This is a genomic window from Neorhizobium populisoli (assembly GCF_019430945.1).
Taxonomy (GTDB): domain Bacteria; phylum Pseudomonadota; class Alphaproteobacteria; order Rhizobiales; family Rhizobiaceae; genus Neorhizobium; species Neorhizobium populisoli.
This window is the reverse complement of sequence record NZ_JAHYCB010000004.1, coordinates 56,818-75,953: the sequence shown is the minus strand read 5'-3', so window position 1 is coordinate 75,953 and position 19,136 is coordinate 56,818. Positions and strand designations below refer to the sequence as shown.

Below are 19,136 nucleotides of genomic sequence, written 5' to 3'. Positions count from 1 at the left end.
CCGTGGCAGTTTTATTTCGTCGTCAGCAAACGGAGTGCTGGCAGGGTCTCATTTGACCGCTCGAGGAGGAGCAACATGTTCGAGATGAAGTTGAAGCGCCGCGTTGCGCTGTTGGGTGCTGCTGCCGTCATGGCAGTCGCATCGTTTGCCGGTCCCGCTGCTGCTATTACGCCGGCTGAAATCAAGGCAAAGGGCAAGCTGGTCGTCGGCATCCAGGGCGACAACCCGCCATGGGGTTTCGTCACCAGTGGTGGCAAGCAGGACGGTTTCGACGCTGAAATGGGCGCGCTGTTTGCCAAGGAACTCGGCGTCGAGGTGGAATTCGTGCCGCTCGAAGTCAATAACCGCATTCCGGCCCTGACGTCGGGTCGCGTCGACGTGCTGTTCGCCACCATGGCGATGCTGCCGGATCGCGCCAAGGCCATCCAGTTCTCCAAGCCCTACAATGCCAATGCCATCGTGCTGATCGGCCCGAAGGACAAGTCGATCAAGACCAATGAGGACATGGCGAACCTGACGATTTCCGTCGCCAAGGGTGCGGCTCAGGATACGCAGGTCACCAAGAATGCCCCGGCTTCCGCCACCATCCGCCGTTACGATGGCGATGCACCCAGCATCCAGGCGCTGGTCTCCGGCCAGACCGAAGCGCTCGGCGGCAACATCTTCTACATGGACCGCGTCGAAAAGGCCGTTCCCGGCAAGTTCGAGAACAAGCTGGAATTCCAGAAGCTTTATAACGGCGCCGGCACCCGCCTTGGCGAAAAAGAGATCAACGTCGCTCTGAACACCTTCATCGACAAGATCCGGGCAAACGGCGAGCTGAAGAAGATCTACGACAAGTGGATGAAGGTGCCGGTTCCGGAATTCCCGACGACCCTTGAAGGCATTCCGTTCACTGCGAACTGAGCCTTACGGACCTCTCTAGATCACATGTGACCTGGCATTGTGGAAACACGATGCTTCAGCCGGCGCTGCCAAGCGGCGTCGGCGAGCCTGAAAGCATGACTTCGGAGCATGGCAATGAGCAAGACGATCTTTGTGCTGAACGGCCCCAATCTCAACCTGCTCGGCGAGCGCGAACCGCATATCTATGGCTCGACGACGCTGGCGGACATTCGCCGGAACTGCGAGGCGAAGGCCGAAACTCTGGGCTTCAAGATCGATTTCCGCCAGACGAATTTCGAGGGTGAATTGGTAGAATCCATTCACCAGGCCCGCAAAGAGGCCTGCGGCATCATCATCAATCCGGCCGCCTATACTTTCACGTCGATCGCGCTGCTCGATGCGTTGAAGACGTTTGACGGACCGAAGATCGAGCTGCACATTTCCAATGTCCATGCCCGCGAGAGCATCTACCACAATTCGCTGATCTCCCGCATCGCCACCGCCATTATGATCGGCTTCGGCGCGCGGGGTTACGAACTGGCCATCGAGGCCATGGCCGATATGGCGAAGGCGTCCTGATCTTCAGGATGCTCCTGGGATAACTGGGTGTCCCATAGGAAAGACCCCGTAGGAACGACGATGAACTACACACTGGATTTCACACCGGTCATCGAAGGCATGCCGAACCTTCTGACCGCATGTCTCGGCACGTTCGTGCTGGCGATCTGCGGCATGCTGCTGGCAACCGTCATCGGCATCGGCGGCGTCGTGCTGCGCACCTCGAAGATCAAGGCTTTGCGCTGGTTGGTGATCGGCTTCGTCGAGATCATTCGCAACACGCCGTTCCTGGTGCAGATCTTCTTTATCTACTTCGCGCTGCCGCTGGCCGGTCTCAGGCTTGATCCGACGCCGACGGCGATCATCGCGCTCGGCATCAATGGCGGCGCCTATGCGATCGAGATCATTCGCGGCGGCGTGCAGTCGATTTCCAAGGGGCAGGTGGAAGCCGGTCTGGCGCTCGGCCTGCACAAGGCGCAGGTTTTTCGCCTGATCGTGTTGAAGCCGGCGCTGAGGGCGATCTTCCCGTCGCTCACCAGCCAGTTCGTGCTTCTCACTCTGACCACCAGTATCGCTTCGGCCATCTCCGCCTACGAGCTGACCTCCGTCTCGCAGCGGATCGAATCCGACAGTTTCCGTAGCTTCGAGGTCTATTTCACCGTGACGGCCTTCTACCTCGTCATCTCCTGGCTGATGATGCGCCTCTTTGCATTCTTCTCGGCCCGTTATTTCGCCTATCCGGTCAAGTGAGGAGACGATCATGGGTCAAGATGAATTCCTCTTCCTGCTGATGGGTCTCAAGTGGACGGTAGCACTCTCCGTGGTCGGCTTCGTCTGCGGCTGTATCGCCGGCCTCGGGATCGCGCTGGCGCGCACCTGCGGTTCCCGTCCGGTCGAAACCGTGGTTTCCGGCTATATCGCCATCTTCCAGGGCACCCCGCTGCTGATGCAGCTTTTCGTGGTCTATTATGGGCTGGCGCTGATCGGCATCAAGGTGGATGCCTGGGTGGCCGTGTCGGTCGGTCTCACCCTGCATGCCAGCGCCTATCTCGGCGAAATCTGGCGCGGTGCGATCGAGGCCGTGCCGAAAGGTCAGACGGAGGCCTCCAAGGCTTTGGCGCTGAGCTATGTCTCACGGATGAAAGATGTCGTCCTGCCGCAGGCGCTGCGCATCTCGCTGCCCGCCACGATCGGCTTTCTCGTTCAGCTCATCAAGGGTACGTCGCTCGCCTCGATCGTCGGTTTCACCGAGCTGACCCGTGCGGGCAATATCATTTCCAACCAGATCTTCCAGCCTCTGACGGTCTTCGGGATCGTCGGCATCCTCTACTTTATCATGTGCTGCCCGCTGACCATTTATGGCGCCCATCTCGAACGCAAGTTCGCGGCGTCGGCGAGGTGACCATGAATCGCAAGCTCTCACTTTCTCCGGAGGCTCTTCGATGAGCGACATCTCGACCACCAAGGCCAGCGCCGAGACGATGATCAGCATGACTGGCGTCGCGAAATGGTATGGCGCGTTCCAGGCCCTGAACGATATCAACGTCTCGGTGCGCAAGGGCGAAAAGATCGTGCTTTGCGGCCCGTCCGGGTCCGGCAAGTCGACGCTGATCCGCTGCATCAACCATCTGGAAGCCTATCAGCAGGGCGAAATCCGGGTCGGCGGCATTCTGCTCGGCCATCAGGCCAAAAGCATCGACGCGGTGCGCCGCGAAGTCGGCATGGTGTTCCAGCAGTTCAATCTTTTTCCGCATCTCACCGTGCTGCAGAACTGCATGCTGGCGCCGATGCGGGCACTGGGGCTCGGCAAGGCGGAAGCCGAAGGCCGGGCGCGGCAGTTGCTGGAGCGGGTCAAGATCGCCGAGCAGGCGGAGAAATATCCGGCCCAGCTTTCCGGCGGACAGCAGCAGCGCGTGGCGATCGCCCGTGCTCTCTGCATGCGGCCGCAGGTCATGCTGTTCGACGAGCCGACCTCTGCGCTCGATCCGGAAATGGTCAAGGAAGTGCTCGACACGATGATCGATCTTGCCCGCGAAGGCATGACGATGATCTGCGTCACCCACGAAATGGGCTTTGCCCGCCAGGTCGCCGACCGCGTCATTTTCATGGCGAGCGGCGCGATCGTCGAGGAAGCGCCGCCGGTCGAGTTCTTCTCCAATCCCAAACACGAACGCACGCGGAAATTCCTGGGCGAGATTCTCGGGCACTGACGGCCGATACGACTGAACAAAGCTCCTGAAGCCAGACACCGCCGCGGGCTGCCGCGGCGAATGCCCAAACTTGCCCGGACTTCAAAAGGTAAAGGCCGATGATTAACGGCAATACGAAACTCATCGCTCATCTCGGCTATCCGACGCACACGTTCAAGGCGCCGCTGATCTACAACCCCTATTTCGAGAAGAGCGGCATTGACGCTGCCGTGATCCCGATGGGGTGTCGGTCGGAAGACTATCCCGCCTTCCTCAGGCTGGTCTTCAAGCTTTCGAACATTCACGGCGCACTGGTGACCATGCCGCACAAGATCACCACCGTGGGTCTGCTCGACGAGGTGTCGAAAAGCGTCCAGGTGGCGGGTGCCTGCAATGCGGTGCGGCTGAACGCCGATGGCAAGCTGATCGGCGACATGTTCGACGGCGAAGGTTTTGTGCGCGGCGTGCTGCGCCGGGGGAGGCAGATCAACGGAAAGCGCGGCATCATGGCGGGCGCCGGCGGTGTCGGCTCCGCGATTGCCGCGTCGCTGGCGCAGGCCGGCATCGCGGAGCTCGCCCTTTACGATGCCCACGCGCCGATGATGAACGAACTCGCCGAGCGGCTGCGCCTTCACTATCCGGAGGTGAATGTCGTCACCGGCGTGGTCGATCCGGACGGCTATGATATCGTCGTCAACGCCACGCCGCTCGGCATGAAGGACAATGATCCGCTGCCGTTCGATGTCTCACGCATTTCTCCCTCCGCTTTCGTCGGCGAAGTGGTATTAAAGCAGGAAATCACGCCGTTTCTCGCCGCAGCCCGGGCACGCAGCTGCGAATTCCAGGTCGGCATCGACATGCTGTTCGAGCAGATCCCCGCCTATCTGGAATTCTTCGGGTTTCCGACGACGACTGCCGAATATCTTCGCGAAATCGCCCATGTCTGAACTGATCTCGATCCTGAAAGGAAGACTTCCGTGACCCAGAAAATCGTGTTGATGGGAGCAGGGTTGATCGGCCGCGAACACGCCATCCTGCTGCGCGCCAATCACCGCGTCGAGCTGGTCGGCATTGCCGACATCTCGGAAGCCGGCAAGGCGCTGTCGGAAGAGTTCGGCGCCCATTATTTCACCGACATGCGCGAGATGCTGGACACGATGAAACCGGATGGCGCAATCATCGCCTTGCCGAATGCGCTGCATGTGGAAGCAGCGCTCGCCTGTATTGAACGCGGCGTTCCAAGTCTGGTGGAAAAGCCGATCGCCGATAGCCTTGATGCCGCAAAGCTGCTGGTGGAAGCTGTCGAGCTGACCGGCGTTCCAGTCCTGGTCGGCCATCAGCGCCGGCACAGCCCGGATATCGCCAAGGCGCGGCAGCTGGTGAGCGAGGCCGCGCTCGGACGTCTCGTTGCGGTCAACGCCATGTGGATGACCGACAAGCCGGAACCGTATTTCGATGCCGCATGGCGACGCCAGCCGGGTGGCGGTCCGCTGCTGATCAACCTCATCCACGATATCGATTGCATGCGCTTCATCTGCGGCGATATCGAGCGGGTGATGGCTTTCACGTCGAATGCCGTCCGCTCGTTTGAAGTCGAGGATACGGCAAGCGTCAGCGTCTCGTTCGCCAACGGCGCGCTCGGCACGTTTATCATGAGCGATACGGCGGTCTCTCCTTACAATTGGGATACCGCGGCCGGCCAAGCGCTGTACTTCCCGCATCAGCCGGAAAATACCTATTTTCTTGCCGGCACCAAGGCTGCGTTGTCGATCCCGTCCATGGATATCTGGCGGCATGAGACGGAAGCGCATCACTGGCAACATCCGCTGCTGCGCCAGCATGTGACGCTCGACGGCAGCCGCGCCTATGAAAACCAGCTCAACCATTTCGCCGACATCATCGCCGGCAAGGCGGAGCCGCTCGTTTCGGCCCGCGACGGGATGATGACGCTGGCGACGGTCCTGGCGATCGCCAAGGCCGGTCGGGAAAACGGCGTCGTGAATGTCGCGGACATGCTCGGCTGACCATTTTCGAATAAGGTCGAGGCGACGGGTTCGGCGCCTCGATAAAGCCCCGGGGCGATTGCGTTAAAGCCGGCGGCCGCTCGCCTTGTCGAAGAGATGGACCTGTTTCGGGTCGATCGATATGCCCACCGTGTCGCCGAAGCGGATATCGATCCGCTCGCGGAACAGGCAGGAAATCTGCTCGCTGCCGCAATCGAGCTTGGCGAAAATTTCCGAACCGGTGCCTTCGACGATCGCCGCACGGCCCTGGATGCCCTGATCGCCGACGCGGATATGCTCCGGGCGGATACCGTAGACCAGCGGCCGGCCGGCGAACTCTTCCGGCGTTGCATTGGCCGGCAGCGGCAGGATCAAGCCCTTGTCAGTGCGGAAAACGCCTTCCTCAACCTTACCTTCGAGAAAGTTCATCGACGGCGAGCCGATGAAACCAGCGACGAAGAGATTTGCCGGCCGGTCGTAGAGATCGAGCGGCGCGCCGACCTGTTCGATATTGCCGTCATGCAGCACGACAATCTTGTCGGCCATGGTCATCGCTTCGATCTGGTCGTGCGTGACGTAGATGGTCGTGGTGCCGATGCGCTGATGCATGGCCTTGATCTCACCGCGCATCACGACGCGCAGCTTGGCATCCAGGTTGGACAGCGGTTCGTCGAACAGGAAGACCTGCGGATTGCGGACAATGGCGCGGCCCATGGCGACACGTTGGCGCTGGCCGCCGGAAAGCTGGCGGGGATAGCGGTCGAGCAGCTTTTCGAGGCCGAGAATTTCGGCGGCTTTCTTGACCCGCTGCGCGGTGTCCGCCGGGTTAGCCTTCTTAAGCTTCAGGGCAAAGCCCATGTTTTCCTCCACCGTCATATGCGGATAAAGCGCATAATTCTGGAAGACCATCGCGATGTCCCGGTCGCGGGCCGGCAGATCGCTAACCTCTCGGGCGCCGATACGGATCTGGCCGCCGCTGACCTCTTCGAGGCCGGCGACCATGCGCAGCAGCGTGGACTTGCCGCAGCCGGAAGGACCGACCAGCACGACGAATTCGCCATCGGCGATATCGACGCTCAAATCCTGGATGACGCTGACCGCGCCGAAGTGCTTCTGAATGTTGTGAAGGGTAACGGGTGCCATGGGATAATCCTGATCTGTGTTCTGCTCAGCCGCCCTTGACCGCACCAGCCGTCAGGCCCGCGACGATCTGTTTCTGGGCAAAGAGCGTGAGCACCAGCACGGGGAGGGTGACGATCAGCGCGGCTGCGGCAAGTGGCCCCCAGCTGACCTGTTCAAAGGAAAGCATGTTGTAGACGGCGACCGGCAGTGTTCGCGTGGTGCGGCTGGCGAGCACGATGCCGAAGACGAAGTTGTTCCAGGAAAAAATCAGCGCCAGGATGAAGGCGACGACGATTCCTGGCTTGGCGATCGGCAGCGCCACAAGGCGAAAGACCTGCCAGGGCGTCGCGCCGTCTATGCTGGCGGCTTCTTCCAACTCCATCGGTGTCGTCTCGAAATATCCGATCATGATCCACACGACGATCGGCACGGTGACGACGAGATGGATGATGATCTGCGGCCAGAGCGTGCCGAGCAGGTTCATCCATTGAAACAGCAGGAAAAGCGGGATGAGGAAGGACAGGCCGGGCGTCATGCGGGCGATCATGATGACGATCGCCGCCCGCTCCGCCTTCAACCGCGCAATGCCGTAACCGGCCGGCACGCCGATAATCAGGGCGAGCAGGGTCGCGGCACCCGTGACCAGCACGGAATTCCAGAAATACAGGAAGAAATTATTCTCCTTGAAGACCTGCACATAGTTCGTCCAGGCGAAGTTTTCCGGGATCAGGATCGGCGGATAAGCGCCGTTTTCGATCTCGTATTTGAGCGACAGGGAAATCATCCAGATGAAGAACAGGACGACCGGCGAGACCATAACAAGTGCCACGAACAGGAGGCCGATGCGGTCAAGCGTTTTGCGTTTCATCAAGCGTCGGGTCATCAGCGATCTACCACATCCGACCAGTTGGTCCGCGCCCGCACCATCATCAGCACGAAGGAGAGCGCGATGATGATGACGAAGAAGATCACCGCCATCGCCGAGCCGTAGCCGATGTCGTAATAGGAGAAGGCGGTGTTGTAGAGGTAGATATTGATCGTTTCCGACGCCGTGCCTGGGCCGCCTTGGGTCATCGCATAAATGATGTCGAAGCTCTTGATCGCGTCGATCGAGCGGATGATGACGCCGATCATCAGGAAGGGGGCGATCATCGGCAGCGTCAGGTAGCGGAACTTCTGCCAGGCATTGGCACCGTCGATTTCGGCGCTTTCATAAGGCTCACGCGGCACGGCGGCTAGCCCGCCGAGCACTATCAGCATGATCAGTGGCGTCCACTGCCAGGTCTCGACGATGACCAGCGAGGGGATGACACTGTAACGATTGTAGATCCATTCCTGCGGGCCTATGCCGACCAGCGACAGGAGATAGTTGAGAACGCCGAGCTGCGGGTGGAACATCATGGTCCAGACCAGTGCGATGGCGACCGGGGTCGCCATCATCGGCATGACGAAGACGCCGCGCAGGAAGCCCCTGAGCGGGAATTGAGCATCGAAAATCAGCGCTGCGAGCGTGCCGAGAAACAGCGGCACGACGACGGCCAGAACCGTGAAGATCAGCGTGTGCCAGAGCGATTCCCAGAAGCGAAAATCGGTCGCCAGCCGGATGTAATTGTCCAGACCGGCGAATGTCTGCTCCTGGCCGAGCGTCCAGCTGTGAACGCTCATCCAGAGAGTGAAGACCCAGGGGAAAACGATGACCGCCCCGATGACGATCAGGGCCGGAACGACGAAGGGCCAGTAGTTGGGAGCAAGCCTTGCCGGCTTGCTCCCCTTGACGCCTCGTTTGTCCGCTGCTGCTTCGATGCTCACGGAGGCCATTATCCCTCGCTCTTGGCCAGGACCGGTTCGAACTGCGCCGTTGCCGACTTGAGTTCCGCCGCCGGGTCTGCGCCGCCGATCATGTTGGTGAGGCCGACGCCATAGATGTCGCGGAACTCGGTAACCGGGATGATGACCGGCAGCGCGAGCTGCGAGACTTTGCCGGACGCAGCAACTGCATCCACCCAGGCGCCGGGCATGGTGACGCCCTTGCGGACTTCCGCGTCATTCAGAACCGACTGGCGGAACGGAACGCCGGCACCGGCTTGGAGGAGGCGGGCACCCATTTCCTTGGAAATGACCCACTGGCAGAACAGATAGGCGGCTTCCTTCTTGGTGCTGGCGGCGACAACGCCGATACCGTCACCGGTGGTCGCCGCTGCCTGCGCCTTCGGTCCCTTCGGCATGACGCCATAACCGACCTTGCCGACGACGCGCGACTTGGTGGGGTCTTCAAGCGGCGGCGCGAAACCGACGCCATCCAGCCACATGCCGACCTTGCCCTGCAGGAAGGCCGACTGGGATTCCGCCCAGTTGAAGCCGGAAATGCCGGCCGGTGCGGCTTTGGTCATCAGGCGCTGGTAAAGCTTTGCAGCTTCGACGGCGCCTTCGGACGTCGTCTGCAGCTTGCCGTCGGTACCGAGCGGCGTTGCTCCATAACCCAGCATCAAGGTCGTCCAGACCGGAACGTTGGCGTTCTTCAGGCCGCGGGCGACGAAACCGTAGGTATTGGTGCTCTTGTCGGTCAACGCCTCGGCGGCGGCGGCCATTTCCTCGAAGGTCTTCGGATAGCTGAGGCCCTTCTTCTCGAACAATTCCTTGTTCCAGTAGACGATCCAGTAATCAACCGAGAAGGGCAGGGAGCGGATCTTGCCGTCCTTGTCCTTGGCGAAGGTCATGCCGGCTTCGGCAAAATCGCTTTCGACCAGCGAAGGATCGGTCAGCGACGGATCCTTCAGGAAGCCGCTGATATCGGCCAGCCAGCCGCCTTTTTCGAACTGGCGCTTCTGGACGTGGTAGCTCAGGTGGATGACGTCGAAGCTCGGCTTGCCGGAGGACAGCTCGATCGTCGTCTTCTGGCGCTGCTGTTGCTCAGGGGTTGCTTCTGCGTTAACCTTGATGCCCGTCAGGGCTTCGAATTCGGCCAGATACTTGATGATCGTATCGCCGCGTGGGCTCTTGACGAGGTTCACCTCCAGCGTCGTGCCGGCGAACTTTTTCCAATCGACGGCAGCCGATGCCGGGCGTACGCCGGCAAGACCGGCTGCGCCCAATGCCGCCGATCCGGCCAGAAAGCCGCGGCGTGTTGGATTCCAGAATGAAGATGACATGCTACTCCCTCCTCTTATGTGCCGGATACTCCAATGTCCGGCGGATTTTCCAATGTCCTAAAGTCTGGTCGCGCGATCCCGCGCGTGGTTGATATGTGCCACGAGCGCTGCGACCGCCTCCTCCGCGGATCGCCGCTCGATCGCGCCCAGCACTTTCAGATGTTCGTCCATCACCGGCCCTACTCGTCCATCGATGCGGAAGCGTTCCTGGCTGATCAGCCGCATCTTGATCGAATTGACGCGATAGGCATTCGAAATGATCGTATTTCCAAGCGCATCGATGAAGGCATCATGCATGCCCCAATCGACCGTTTGCGCATGTAATTCCAGTTCATGACTGTCATTGCCGCCCTGGATAGCTTCGGCAATTTCACGATGTTCCTTCAGCATCTTCGCGATCACCTGATCGGACGCGGTGCCCACAAAAAGGGCTACTGCTTCCTTTTCCAGAAACAGCCGAAGCTGAAAGGCTTCGCGGATCAGGTTCAGGTCGATATGGGCGATCTGCAGCCCGCGCTGCGGCACGGTCTTGATCAGCCCCTCGGCCTCCAGACGCGGCACGAGTTCGCGAATGGCACCCAACGGAAGTCCGGTCAGCTCTACCAGCCGGCGCTGCGAGACGAATTGGCCCGGCCGAACGTCACGCGCCAGAAGATGGTGCGTAAAGCTCTTGTAGGCCCTTTCGCGCAGCGTCGATGGCTCCTCGCTCTTGGCTTCCATGGAGCGCCCTTCGTCCATCCGTTCAGGCAGCCTTTGACCGAAACAGCGCGTCGAATGCAGAGGCGAGCTCGCGCTGCCCTTCTTCGGTGATCGGCAACAGCGGCGGGCGCACCGCCAGCCAGGACGGATCATCCGTCAGGTAGGCGGTCAGCGATTTCACGGCCGGCGTTACCGGATATTTCAGCATCTCGACGACGAGATCGGTGACGCGCTGGTCTTCCTGACCGTCCACCGCCATGCGGCGGACTTCGCGGGGCGCGAAATTCGCAACGCCGGAAATCGCTCCCTGCCCACCGAGCCGCACACCTTGAGCCAGATGCCTTTCGTCACCGATCAGTATCATCAGGTCGCCGTGTTCCTTTAGAAGCTTTTCGGTGAAACCCCATTCACCGCCGGAATCCTTGACGCCGGTGACGACGCCCGGAAAGGCCTGGCGCAACCGCGCGATCAGCGAATGGGTCAATGGTGCCATCGTGACAGACGGGATGTGATAGACGATGATGTCCCGCGCCCTGTCACCCAGAAGGGTGAAGACCGCAGAATACCAGCCGAATAGGCCGTCTTCGCTGACATTCTTGAAATAGGAGGGCGGGGCGAGGAGGATGTTTCGCACCCCCTTCGAGAGGGCGTGACCTGCCTGATCGGCAGCATCTGCTGCCGCATCGACGAGAACGCCTGCAACGATCTGGTTCGGCGCGACGCCGCCCGAAATCACCGCATCCAAAACGGCTTCACGCTCACGGGTTCCGACAGAGCAGCCTTCGCCCGTCGTGCCGAACAGGGCGATACTGGCGCAGCCCGCATCAAGGCTGCGGCGAGCTTGCGCAACCATGGCGCCAAACGCGATGCTGCCGTCTTTTTCGAAGGGAGTCGCAAGTGCGACAGAGAGACCGAAGCGCATTTTGAAATTACCGAACCTCATTGTGACAAGCACAGTGTTTGCACGCTGACATGTCAGGTGCAACAACGCATTTTGATGTGTTTTGAGGTGTGCAGATGCGAAGAACTGACCCGATAGTGTCGATTCGAATGGAAAATGAGTTTTCCTGCTGGTCGCGACCAACAATATGAAAAGGACACAAACAGAGGAGCGAAGACCGGCATCGTGTTAATACCGCGATGGCTCTTGGGCATCGGTAATGTCTATGGTTCGCTGACGCCAGATGGCACGATATTCGGCCAATCCAGCTTGTTTCAGAGGTTGGATATCGATCGGCTTTCCTCCTGTCGGTCCGCTTCCTGCTAGCAATGCAGCGCCTTGGCTTGTGCCGGTCGAGCCTGCGAGTGCGAAGACCTCGCGATTGGTCAAGGCAGCAAGTGCCGCAAGGTAGTTGCTGTTGAGCGAGAAGGGGCCTTCGACCAGTATGGGACCTTTGGCGCCGATCAGTTCAAGGCAGGTCTCGGTCATCAGGGCAAGGTAGAGATAGGCGGTGGCCCAGCGCTGCGGCGTCGATGCCCCGGCATCGTTGATCCATCGCCGCTGGCCTCCCGGAAAGGGGCCGGAGCCCGCCGTGAGGTTGGGGAGCAGCATGATCTGCCTCTCGATTGCCACCGGCATGGCGTCCATGGCGGCGGCCTGATCGAGTTCACCGAGTTCGGCGGTGAGAATTTCGAATTCCCGGCCACCCATGAAACGGGAAGAGGGCACGGCGCGGCCATAGGCATCGACGTTGGCCAGCGCATCGCGGCGCGGATCGAGATGATCGAGATCGCCGCCGACCGCGAAATTGATCACCCAGGTGCCGGTCGAGACGACTGCAAAGGGCGGTTCGCGGCCGATCAGGTGCGGCAGCAGCGAGGCGTTGGAATCGTGGATGCCGCAATAGACCGGGACTGTCTTTTCAAGGCCCAGCCTCTTCACAATTCCGGGCAGAAGCGGGCCGAGTTCATCGAAGGCCGACCGCATGGGGGCCATGAGATCACGAAGGTCGAGCGCATCCACAAGTGAGGAGTAATCTCCATCACGCGGGCGCCAGAGATCGGTGTGGCAACCAAGCGAGGTGACCTCGTTTGCCAGAACGCCGGTCAGCCTGAAAGCCCAGTATTGCGGATAGGTCAGGATCGCGCGGACACGGGCGAAGTCCTCCGGAAAGACGGCCTTCTGATAGTGGATCTGGGCGCCGACATTCAGCCCGCCGGAAAGTGCGGGCGAAAAGGTTTCCGAAAAAGGCGGCCGGAGATCAGAGTAGGCCTTCTGGATGTCTTCCGGATAAATATGCTCGTAGTCGAGCACAGGCATGGCGAGATCGCCGCTCGCATCCAGCAGAACGGCCGAAGCGCCGTGGGTGGTGATCGATATGGCATCGAAACCGAGTTCAACTGAAAAGGCCGCCAGAGCCTCAAGAGCGAAAGACCACAGCGCTTCGATATCGTAATGCGGGTAGGGCGGCCCGGTAAGCACGCGGTTCGGCACGCGGCGTTCGGCGATTTCCGTTCCGGTAGCGCAGTCGAGCACGACGACCTTGGCATTGGTCTTGCCGATATCGAGAACGGCGATCTTCTTCGCAACACTCATGGCAGGTGAAAGACCGTCACGAGATCGGCGGCGATGGGCGAATTGTCCGGATTGGTCTCCATGATATCGGCCATATGCGCCCACCATTTTTTCATGACGGGATGATCCGGCAGGCTCGCCATCGTATGGTTTTCTGGCCGGGTCAGGACGCCGAACAGGATATTGGTTTCGCGGTCGAGATGGATCGAATAGTCGCTGACGCCGGCTTCGTGCAACAGGGCGACGAGTTCCGGCCAGATTTCGTTATGGCGCTTCAGATATTCCGCTTCCATGCCGGGATGGAGCTTCATCTTGAAAGCATGCTTTTCCATTTTCATCTGCTCATTTCCCTGACGCGGCGGGCGATGATCGGCACGGCGATGGTGACGATCAGTAGCAGCCCGACGAAGATTGACATGACGATGCCCGGCACGTTCAGGAGCCCCAGCCCAAAGGTGACGAGGCCCATGACGAAGGCGGCGATGACGACGCCGGCAATCGTGCCCGCGCCGCCGAGAATCGATATGCCGCCAAGCACGACCATGGTCACCACTTCCAGCTCCCAGCCTTGCGCGATCGAGGGACGTGTGGAGCCAAGGCGTGACGTGAGGCAGACGGCGGCGACACCGGACATCAGGCCGGTCAGCAGAAACAGGATGAACTTTACCCGCTCGACCGGAATGCCGGAAAAGCGTGCGGCGAATTCATTGTTGCCGATGACGAAGACCTGCCGGCCGAAATTGGTGGCATGCAGCAGAATGGCGAAGGCAATGGCGAGTGCGATGAACAGAGCGAATTCGAAAGAGAAGACCCAGACGACGTAACCCTGACCGAAGAAAGCGAAATCGGCTGGATATTTGCCGTAGGCCTGGTCGCCGAGCACGATATAGGAAATGCCGCGGAATAGGCTCATCGTGCCGATCGTCACGACGATCGAGGGCAGGCGAAGGCCGGAGACGAGCAGGCCGTTGAAGGCGCCGCAGGCGAGCCCCACGCCGATGCCGATCCCTACCAGTCCGGCGGTGCCGACGCCCATCTGTGCAGCGGCGCCCATCGCGGTCGAGGCGAGCGCGATGATCGCGGCCACCGATAGGTCGATCTCGCCGGCGATGACCAGCAGCGCCATGGCGAAGGCGATCATTCCCTTTTCGGTGAAGTTGAAGGTGGCGTCGGAAAGATTCCAGGCGTTCAGGAAATAGGGCGAAGCGAGCGAATTGAAGACGAAGATCAGCACCGCCACGCCGAACAGCAGCACTTCCCAGCTTGCCAGGATGCGCGAGGTTTTCGTGCCCAACCGATCCGGGATCACCCGTTTTGATTCTGCGACATCGCTCATGCGGACGCCTCCTGATGATGGGCTGCTCGATCACGCAGAATGATGCGGCCTGCCTTCTTTTCCGCCCGCGCGTTGAAGACGACGGCGAGCACGATGACGATGCCGGAGATCGCCATCTGTGCGAATGGCGAGATGCCGATGACGGGTAGCGCGTTCTTGATGACGCCGAGGAACAGCGCACCGAGCACCGCGCCGCCGACCGAGCCGATGCCGCCGGCAATCGATATGCCGCCGATGACGCAGGCTGCGACCGTATCGAGTTCGAAACCGGCGGCGATATCCACATAAGCGACCGCGTAACGCGAAACCCAGAGATAGCCGGACAGGCCAGCCAGCGCGCCGGAAAGCACGAAGGCGAGAAACTTCGTCCGGCCGATATCGATGCCGGCATAAACGGCGGCTGTGGGATTACCGCCGGAGGCATAGGCGGCGCGGCCGAAAGGCAGGCGGGTCAGCACGAACCAGGCGCCGATGACGATCGCGATGGCGATCCAAGAGAGGACGGGCAGGCCGAGCAGGGGAAGACGCGGGATGTTGAGGAAGGGCGGCGTCATCTGATGTGCGTTGACCCAGCCGCCGCCCGACAGCACGAAGGCCATGCCGCGATAGATCGTGAGCGTGCCGAGGGTGACAACGATCGACGGCATTTGCAGCGCCCAGACGAGATAACCGTTGATCGCGCCGAGAAAGGCGCCGATACCGATTGCCATAACAATCAAAAGCGCCAGCGGCAGGCCGGGAAAAGCTGCGTTGGTCATGGCCACCGCCATGCCGGTAAAGGCGAGATTGGCCGCGACGGAAAGATCGATCGATTTCGTCAGGATGACCGTCATCTGCCCGAGCGCCAGGATGATCAGGATCGAGGTGTCGTTGAAAATGTTGGTGAGGCTTGCGGGCGTCGCAAACCCTTGGGCGCGGGTTGCAAACCCGGTGATCATGATGGCGATGATGAGGGTGAGCAGGATTTCGCGGTTCTTGAAGAGGCGCTGCATCATATTCTCCTCAATGATTGCCGGTCGCGGCGCGAACGAGCAGTTCGGCACTTAGCTGATCGCGCTCGAACAACCCGGCCATAAGTCCCTCGCGCATCACCATCACCCGGTCGGACATGCCGAGGATTTCGGGCAGTTCGGACGAGACCATGATGATCGACAGGCCTTCGGCGGCGAGTTCCCCGATGAAGCCGTGGACGGCAGCCTTGGAGCCGATGTCGATGCCCTTGGTGGGTTCGTCGAGGATGATGACCTTCGGCTGCGTCGCCAGCCATTTGCCGATCACCACCTTCTGCTGGTTGCCGCCCGACAGCGTACCAACGGGAACGGAAAGGGCCGCGGCGCGCAGATCGAGTCGCTCGGCATATTTGCGGGCCAGCGAAAGTTCGTTGGCGGCCTTCAGGAAACCGGAGCGGGAAGTCTTTGTGAGCGAGGGCAGCGACATGTTCTGGAAGATCGGCATGGGCAGCGCCAGACCATGGCGGCCGCGCTCTTCCGGCACGTAGACGATGCCGGCGCGGATCGCGTCGCTCGACGAGCGGATGTCGATCGGCCGGCCTTCCAGCATCAACTGCCCGGCGGAAGGACGGGTGATGCCGAACAGCGACTGGCAGAGTTCGGAACGCCCGGCGCCGATCAGGCCGTAAATGCCGAGGATTTCGCCGCGGCGCAGTTCGAAGGAGATGTCGCGAAACTCGGTCGGATGGCAGTAGCGCTCGACGGCAAGAACCGGTGCGCCGATCTCGACCGCCACCTTGGGGAAGACATCCTTGACGTCACGGCCGACCATCAGGCGGACGATCTCGTCCTGCGGCGTATCCTTTAGCCGGCCCTGGCCGACGGCGCGGCCGTCGCGGAACACCACGAAGTTTTCAGCGATCTCGTAGACCTCATCGAACTTGTGGCTGATGAACAGGATCGCCTTGCCCTGCCGCTTCAGGCCTTCGACGATGCGGAAGAGATCATCGATCTCCTTGCGGGAAAGGGCAGCGGTCGGTTCGTCCATGATGACGATGCGGGCTTCCACCGACAGCGCCCGGGCGATTGCCACGAGATGACGTTGGGCAATTGAGAGATCGCGGAGGCGGATGGTCGGGTCAATATCGCTCTCGAGTTCACGCATGAGCGCTTTTGAGCGGTCGTTGATTGCGCGCCAGTCGATCGTTCCGAACCGGGTGCGCGGCGCGTGGCCGAGAAAGATGTTTTCGCTGACGGTCAATTCGTCGAACAGCACGGTTTCCTGGTGGATGGCGGTGACGCCGGCATCGATGGCGGCCTGAGCGCTGTGGAAGGCGATCGGCTGGCCATCGATGAACATCTCGCCTTCGTTGGGGCGATAGATGCCGGTGAGAATCTTGACCAGCGTCGACTTGCCGGCGCCGTTTTCGCCGATCAGGGCTGTGACTTGGCCGGGGTAAAGCGTGAGGCTGACGCCATCGAGCGCCTTGACGCCGGGGAATATCTGGCTGATGCCGCGCATTTCCAGGATGGGGGCGGGGGCGGCCAGCTGTACCGGGCGAGGGGAGCCGTCTTGGATTTTGGTAACGCCGTTTATCATGCGTGGCCGTTATTTTTGATGCCAGGAATTGGAAGCGTCGTGCCGGGCGGCCCCCTCACCCGGCGTCCGCCTACGCTCGGCCACCCTCTCCCCGACGGGAGAGGAGGGAATAGCGATACTGCGGCACCTTCTTCTTCGCGGTCAGATGGGGACGTTGGCGATGCCACATCTTCCCTTCTCCCCAGCGGGGAGAAGGTGCCGGCAGGCGGATGAGGGGGCTACATGCGCCTGCCGTTCAATATGTGCCTAAGCCTCAGAAAATCTTCGAAAACTCGTCGATGTTCTTGGCATTGTAGACGAACGGATCGGCCATGGCCGCCTCACCATTTTCGCCGATCTTGATCGAACCCATGCGGCCGGCCTTGATGTCCGAGCCCGGCTTGCCCGTGGCATCGCCCTTGACGAGGTGATAGGCGATCTGGGTGGCCGAATAACCGAGGTCGATCGGGTTCCAGATGGCGAATTCCTTCGTCGCGCCCGACTTGATGGCGCCCGCCATTTCGGACGGTAGGCCGAGGCCGGTGACATAGACCTTGCCGATCATGCCGGCATCCTTGACGGCCTGCGAGGCAGCGAGCACACCAACGGTGGTCGGAGCGACGATGACCTTGACGTTCGGCTGCGACTTCAGGAGGCCCTGGGCTTCGCGATAGGACTTGTCGGCGAGGTCGTCACCGTAGACGGTGGTGGCGAGGTTGAGGCCTGGAAAGTCCTTGATCTGCTTCTTCATCTCGGCGATCCAAGTGTTCTGGTTCGTCGATGTGGTGGTGGCAGACAGGATGGCGAAATCGCCCTTGCCGCCGTCCAGATGGTCCTTGGCGAGCGTCAGGCACATCTTGCCGATCAGTTCGTTGGACGACGGGTTCAGGTGCATGATGCGGCCTTCCTTGGCGACCGCCGAATCCCAGGAAATGACCTTGATGCCGCGCTGTGCGGCCTTTTTCAGCGCCGGAATGACGGCGTCCGGATCGTTGGCGGAGATCGCGATTGCATCGACGCCCTGGGCGATCAGCGAGTTGATCACCTCGATCTGGCCTTCGGCGGTGGTCGATGTCGGGCCGGTATAGATCACCTGCACGCCGCCCAGTTCCTTGGCTGCTTCCTGCGCACCTTTGTTGGCGGCCTCGAAGAAGCCGTTGCCGAGCGATTTGACGACGAGTGCGATCTTCATGTCGGCAGCACCGGCTGCCGTGGTCATTGCGGCGAAGGCAAGCGCCACGCCCAGTGCTAATTTCTTGGCAAGTTTCATTGTTCAGTCCTCCCAGTTGAAAAGTTCAATCCTTCTCCCGCCAGCCGCTCCTCATGCGGCGGACGAGGAATCCTCCTTCACCATGTCCGCGGCCGCGGCGCCGGCGATAATCAGCGTCACGCCGGCCTCTTCGATCATCCGCGCCGCATCATCCGAAATTCCGTCGTCGGTAATGATCGTCGTCACCCGTTCCAGCGGGCATAAAATGAGGCTCGAACGGCGGTTGAATTTCGACGAATCCACCATGACGATCAGCTCTTCGGCCTGATGCATCAGTTTCTGTTCGCTCTGGATCACTAGCGCATCGCCTTCCATCACGCCGAGCGGGCCGATGCCCTGTGCGCCGATGAACATGCGGCGCGCATAAAAATTGCGGATCGCATCGTTCTCGAAGGGCGACAGGATCAAGCTCTGCTCGCGATAGATCGCGCCGCCCGGGATCGTCACCGTGCTTTTCGAATGTTTGACCAGATGTTCGGCGATGGCGAAGGAATTGGTCATCACCTGCAGCCGACGGGCCGACATGAAATGCACCATCTGAAACGTCGTCGTGCCGCCGTTGATGATGACGCTGTCGCCCTCGTCGCAAAGCTCGACGGCGCGGCGGGCAATCGCCCGCTTCTTGTCGATATTGACGCCTTCCGAAACTCGGAAAGAACGAGCGGCAAGCTGGCCGATCTGCGGCGGGTGCACCGCTTCGGCTCCACCACGCACACGCCGGAGCTTACCCTGCACATGCAATGCCGCAATGTCGCGCCGGATCGTGGCTTCGGAAGCCTCGGTCAGCTCGGCAATATCCTGCACGGTGATCACAGGCTTTTCCTGGATCGCGCTCAGGATGATGCGATGGCGTTCACGTTCGTGCATGGGGCTCCTCCTAA

General features: G+C 60.7%; 20 protein-coding genes. 7 read left to right on the top strand and 13 right to left on the bottom strand.

The features are described from left to right. Positions 1 to 75 precede the first annotated feature (75 nt). From KX729_RS11585 to KX729_RS11555, 7 genes are all read left to right on the top strand, one after another. Positions 76 to 906 (top strand): transporter substrate-binding domain-containing protein, encoded by an 831-nt coding sequence (locus KX729_RS11585; protein ID WP_219742623.1) that lies wholly within the window; start codon positions 76 to 78, stop codon positions 904 to 906. 114 nt (positions 907 to 1,020) lie between these two features. Next, on the top strand, positions 1,021 to 1,464 hold the full coding sequence (aroQ, locus tag KX729_RS11580) for a type II 3-dehydroquinate dehydratase (protein WP_219742622.1): 444 nt from the start codon (positions 1,021 to 1,023) through the stop codon (positions 1,462 to 1,464). A 60-nt stretch (positions 1,465 to 1,524) separates the two neighbouring features. Further along, positions 1,525 to 2,193, top strand: a complete 669-nt coding sequence (locus tag KX729_RS11575; RefSeq protein ID WP_219742621.1) for an amino acid ABC transporter permease — start codon at positions 1,525 to 1,527, stop codon at positions 2,191 to 2,193. Positions 2,194 to 2,203: 10 nt separating this feature from the next. Further along, positions 2,204 to 2,845, top strand: a complete 642-nt coding sequence (locus KX729_RS11570; protein WP_219742620.1) for an amino acid ABC transporter permease — start codon at positions 2,204 to 2,206, stop codon at positions 2,843 to 2,845. A gap of 79 nt (positions 2,846 to 2,924) precedes the next feature. After that, positions 2,925 to 3,653, top strand: coding sequence for an amino acid ABC transporter ATP-binding protein (locus tag KX729_RS11565; protein WP_219743110.1), 729 nt, complete (start codon positions 2,925 to 2,927; stop codon positions 3,651 to 3,653). A 98-nt stretch (positions 3,654 to 3,751) separates the two neighbouring features. Continuing rightward, positions 3,752 to 4,579 carry a shikimate dehydrogenase family protein gene (locus tag KX729_RS11560; protein ID WP_219742619.1) on the top strand — a complete coding sequence of 276 codons (828 nt, stop codon included), beginning with the start codon at positions 3,752 to 3,754 and terminating at the stop codon, positions 4,577 to 4,579. A gap of 30 nt (positions 4,580 to 4,609) precedes the next feature. After that, positions 4,610 to 5,656, top strand: a complete 1,047-nt coding sequence (locus tag KX729_RS11555; RefSeq protein WP_219742618.1) for a Gfo/Idh/MocA family protein — start codon at positions 4,610 to 4,612, stop codon at positions 5,654 to 5,656. A gap of 63 nt (positions 5,657 to 5,719) precedes the next feature. Here the strand turns inward: KX729_RS11555 and KX729_RS11550 are convergent, their stop codons facing one another. From KX729_RS11550 to KX729_RS11490, 13 genes are all read right to left on the bottom strand, one after another. Further along, positions 5,720 to 6,778: an ABC transporter ATP-binding protein gene (locus KX729_RS11550; protein ID WP_219742617.1), complete on the bottom strand. Its 1,059-nt coding sequence runs from the start codon at positions 6,776 to 6,778 to the stop codon at positions 5,720 to 5,722. 25 nt (positions 6,779 to 6,803) lie between these two features. After that, positions 6,804 to 7,625, bottom strand: a complete 822-nt coding sequence (locus KX729_RS11545; RefSeq protein ID WP_219742616.1) for a carbohydrate ABC transporter permease — start codon at positions 7,623 to 7,625, stop codon at positions 6,804 to 6,806. A gap of 14 nt (positions 7,626 to 7,639) precedes the next feature. Further along, positions 7,640 to 8,575 carry a carbohydrate ABC transporter permease gene (locus tag KX729_RS11540; protein ID WP_219742615.1) on the bottom strand — a complete coding sequence of 312 codons (936 nt, stop codon included), beginning with the start codon at positions 8,573 to 8,575 and terminating at the stop codon, positions 7,640 to 7,642. Beyond that, a complete protein-coding gene (locus KX729_RS11535; protein WP_219742614.1) occupies positions 8,575 to 9,906 on the bottom strand; it encodes an ABC transporter substrate-binding protein in 1,332 nt (443 codons plus the stop codon). The genes KX729_RS11540 and KX729_RS11535 overlap by 1 nt, the downstream gene beginning before the upstream one ends. Before the next feature lie 57 nt (positions 9,907 to 9,963). Continuing rightward, a complete protein-coding gene (locus tag KX729_RS11530; RefSeq protein ID WP_219742613.1) occupies positions 9,964 to 10,626 on the bottom strand; it encodes a GntR family transcriptional regulator in 663 nt (220 codons plus the stop codon). A gap of 22 nt (positions 10,627 to 10,648) precedes the next feature. Then, positions 10,649 to 11,527, bottom strand: coding sequence for a dihydrodipicolinate synthase family protein (locus KX729_RS11525; RefSeq protein ID WP_219742612.1), 879 nt, complete (start codon positions 11,525 to 11,527; stop codon positions 10,649 to 10,651). 207 nt (positions 11,528 to 11,734) lie between these two features. Then, the gene (locus tag KX729_RS11520) at positions 11,735 to 13,141 is read right to left on the bottom strand and encodes an FGGY-family carbohydrate kinase (protein WP_219742611.1); all 1,407 of its coding nucleotides are present in this window, start codon (positions 13,139 to 13,141) and stop codon (positions 11,735 to 11,737) included. Continuing rightward, on the bottom strand, positions 13,138 to 13,458 hold the full coding sequence (gene rhaM / locus KX729_RS11515) for an L-rhamnose mutarotase (protein WP_219742610.1): 321 nt from the start codon (positions 13,456 to 13,458) through the stop codon (positions 13,138 to 13,140). Before rhaM ends, KX729_RS11520 begins: the two co-directional genes overlap by 4 nt. Further along, on the bottom strand, positions 13,455 to 14,456 hold the full coding sequence (locus tag KX729_RS11510; protein ID WP_219742609.1) for an ABC transporter permease: 1,002 nt from the start codon (positions 14,454 to 14,456) through the stop codon (positions 13,455 to 13,457). Before KX729_RS11510 ends, rhaM begins: the two co-directional genes overlap by 4 nt. Further along, positions 14,453 to 15,448, bottom strand: coding sequence for an ABC transporter permease (locus tag KX729_RS11505; protein ID WP_219742608.1), 996 nt, complete (start codon positions 15,446 to 15,448; stop codon positions 14,453 to 14,455). Before KX729_RS11505 ends, KX729_RS11510 begins: the two co-directional genes overlap by 4 nt. Before the next feature lie 10 nt (positions 15,449 to 15,458). Next, positions 15,459 to 16,928, bottom strand: coding sequence for a sugar ABC transporter ATP-binding protein (locus KX729_RS11500; protein WP_246617578.1), 1,470 nt, complete (start codon positions 16,926 to 16,928; stop codon positions 15,459 to 15,461). Positions 16,929 to 17,259: 331 nt separating this feature from the next. Beyond that, positions 17,260 to 18,255 carry a rhamnose ABC transporter substrate-binding protein gene (gene rhaS, locus KX729_RS11495; protein ID WP_219742606.1) on the bottom strand — a complete coding sequence of 332 codons (996 nt, stop codon included), beginning with the start codon at positions 18,253 to 18,255 and terminating at the stop codon, positions 17,260 to 17,262. A 51-nt stretch (positions 18,256 to 18,306) separates the two neighbouring features. Next, positions 18,307 to 19,122: a DeoR/GlpR family DNA-binding transcription regulator gene (locus tag KX729_RS11490; RefSeq protein WP_219742605.1), complete on the bottom strand. Its 816-nt coding sequence runs from the start codon at positions 19,120 to 19,122 to the stop codon at positions 18,307 to 18,309. Between the last annotated feature and the right edge of the window lie 14 nt (positions 19,123 to 19,136).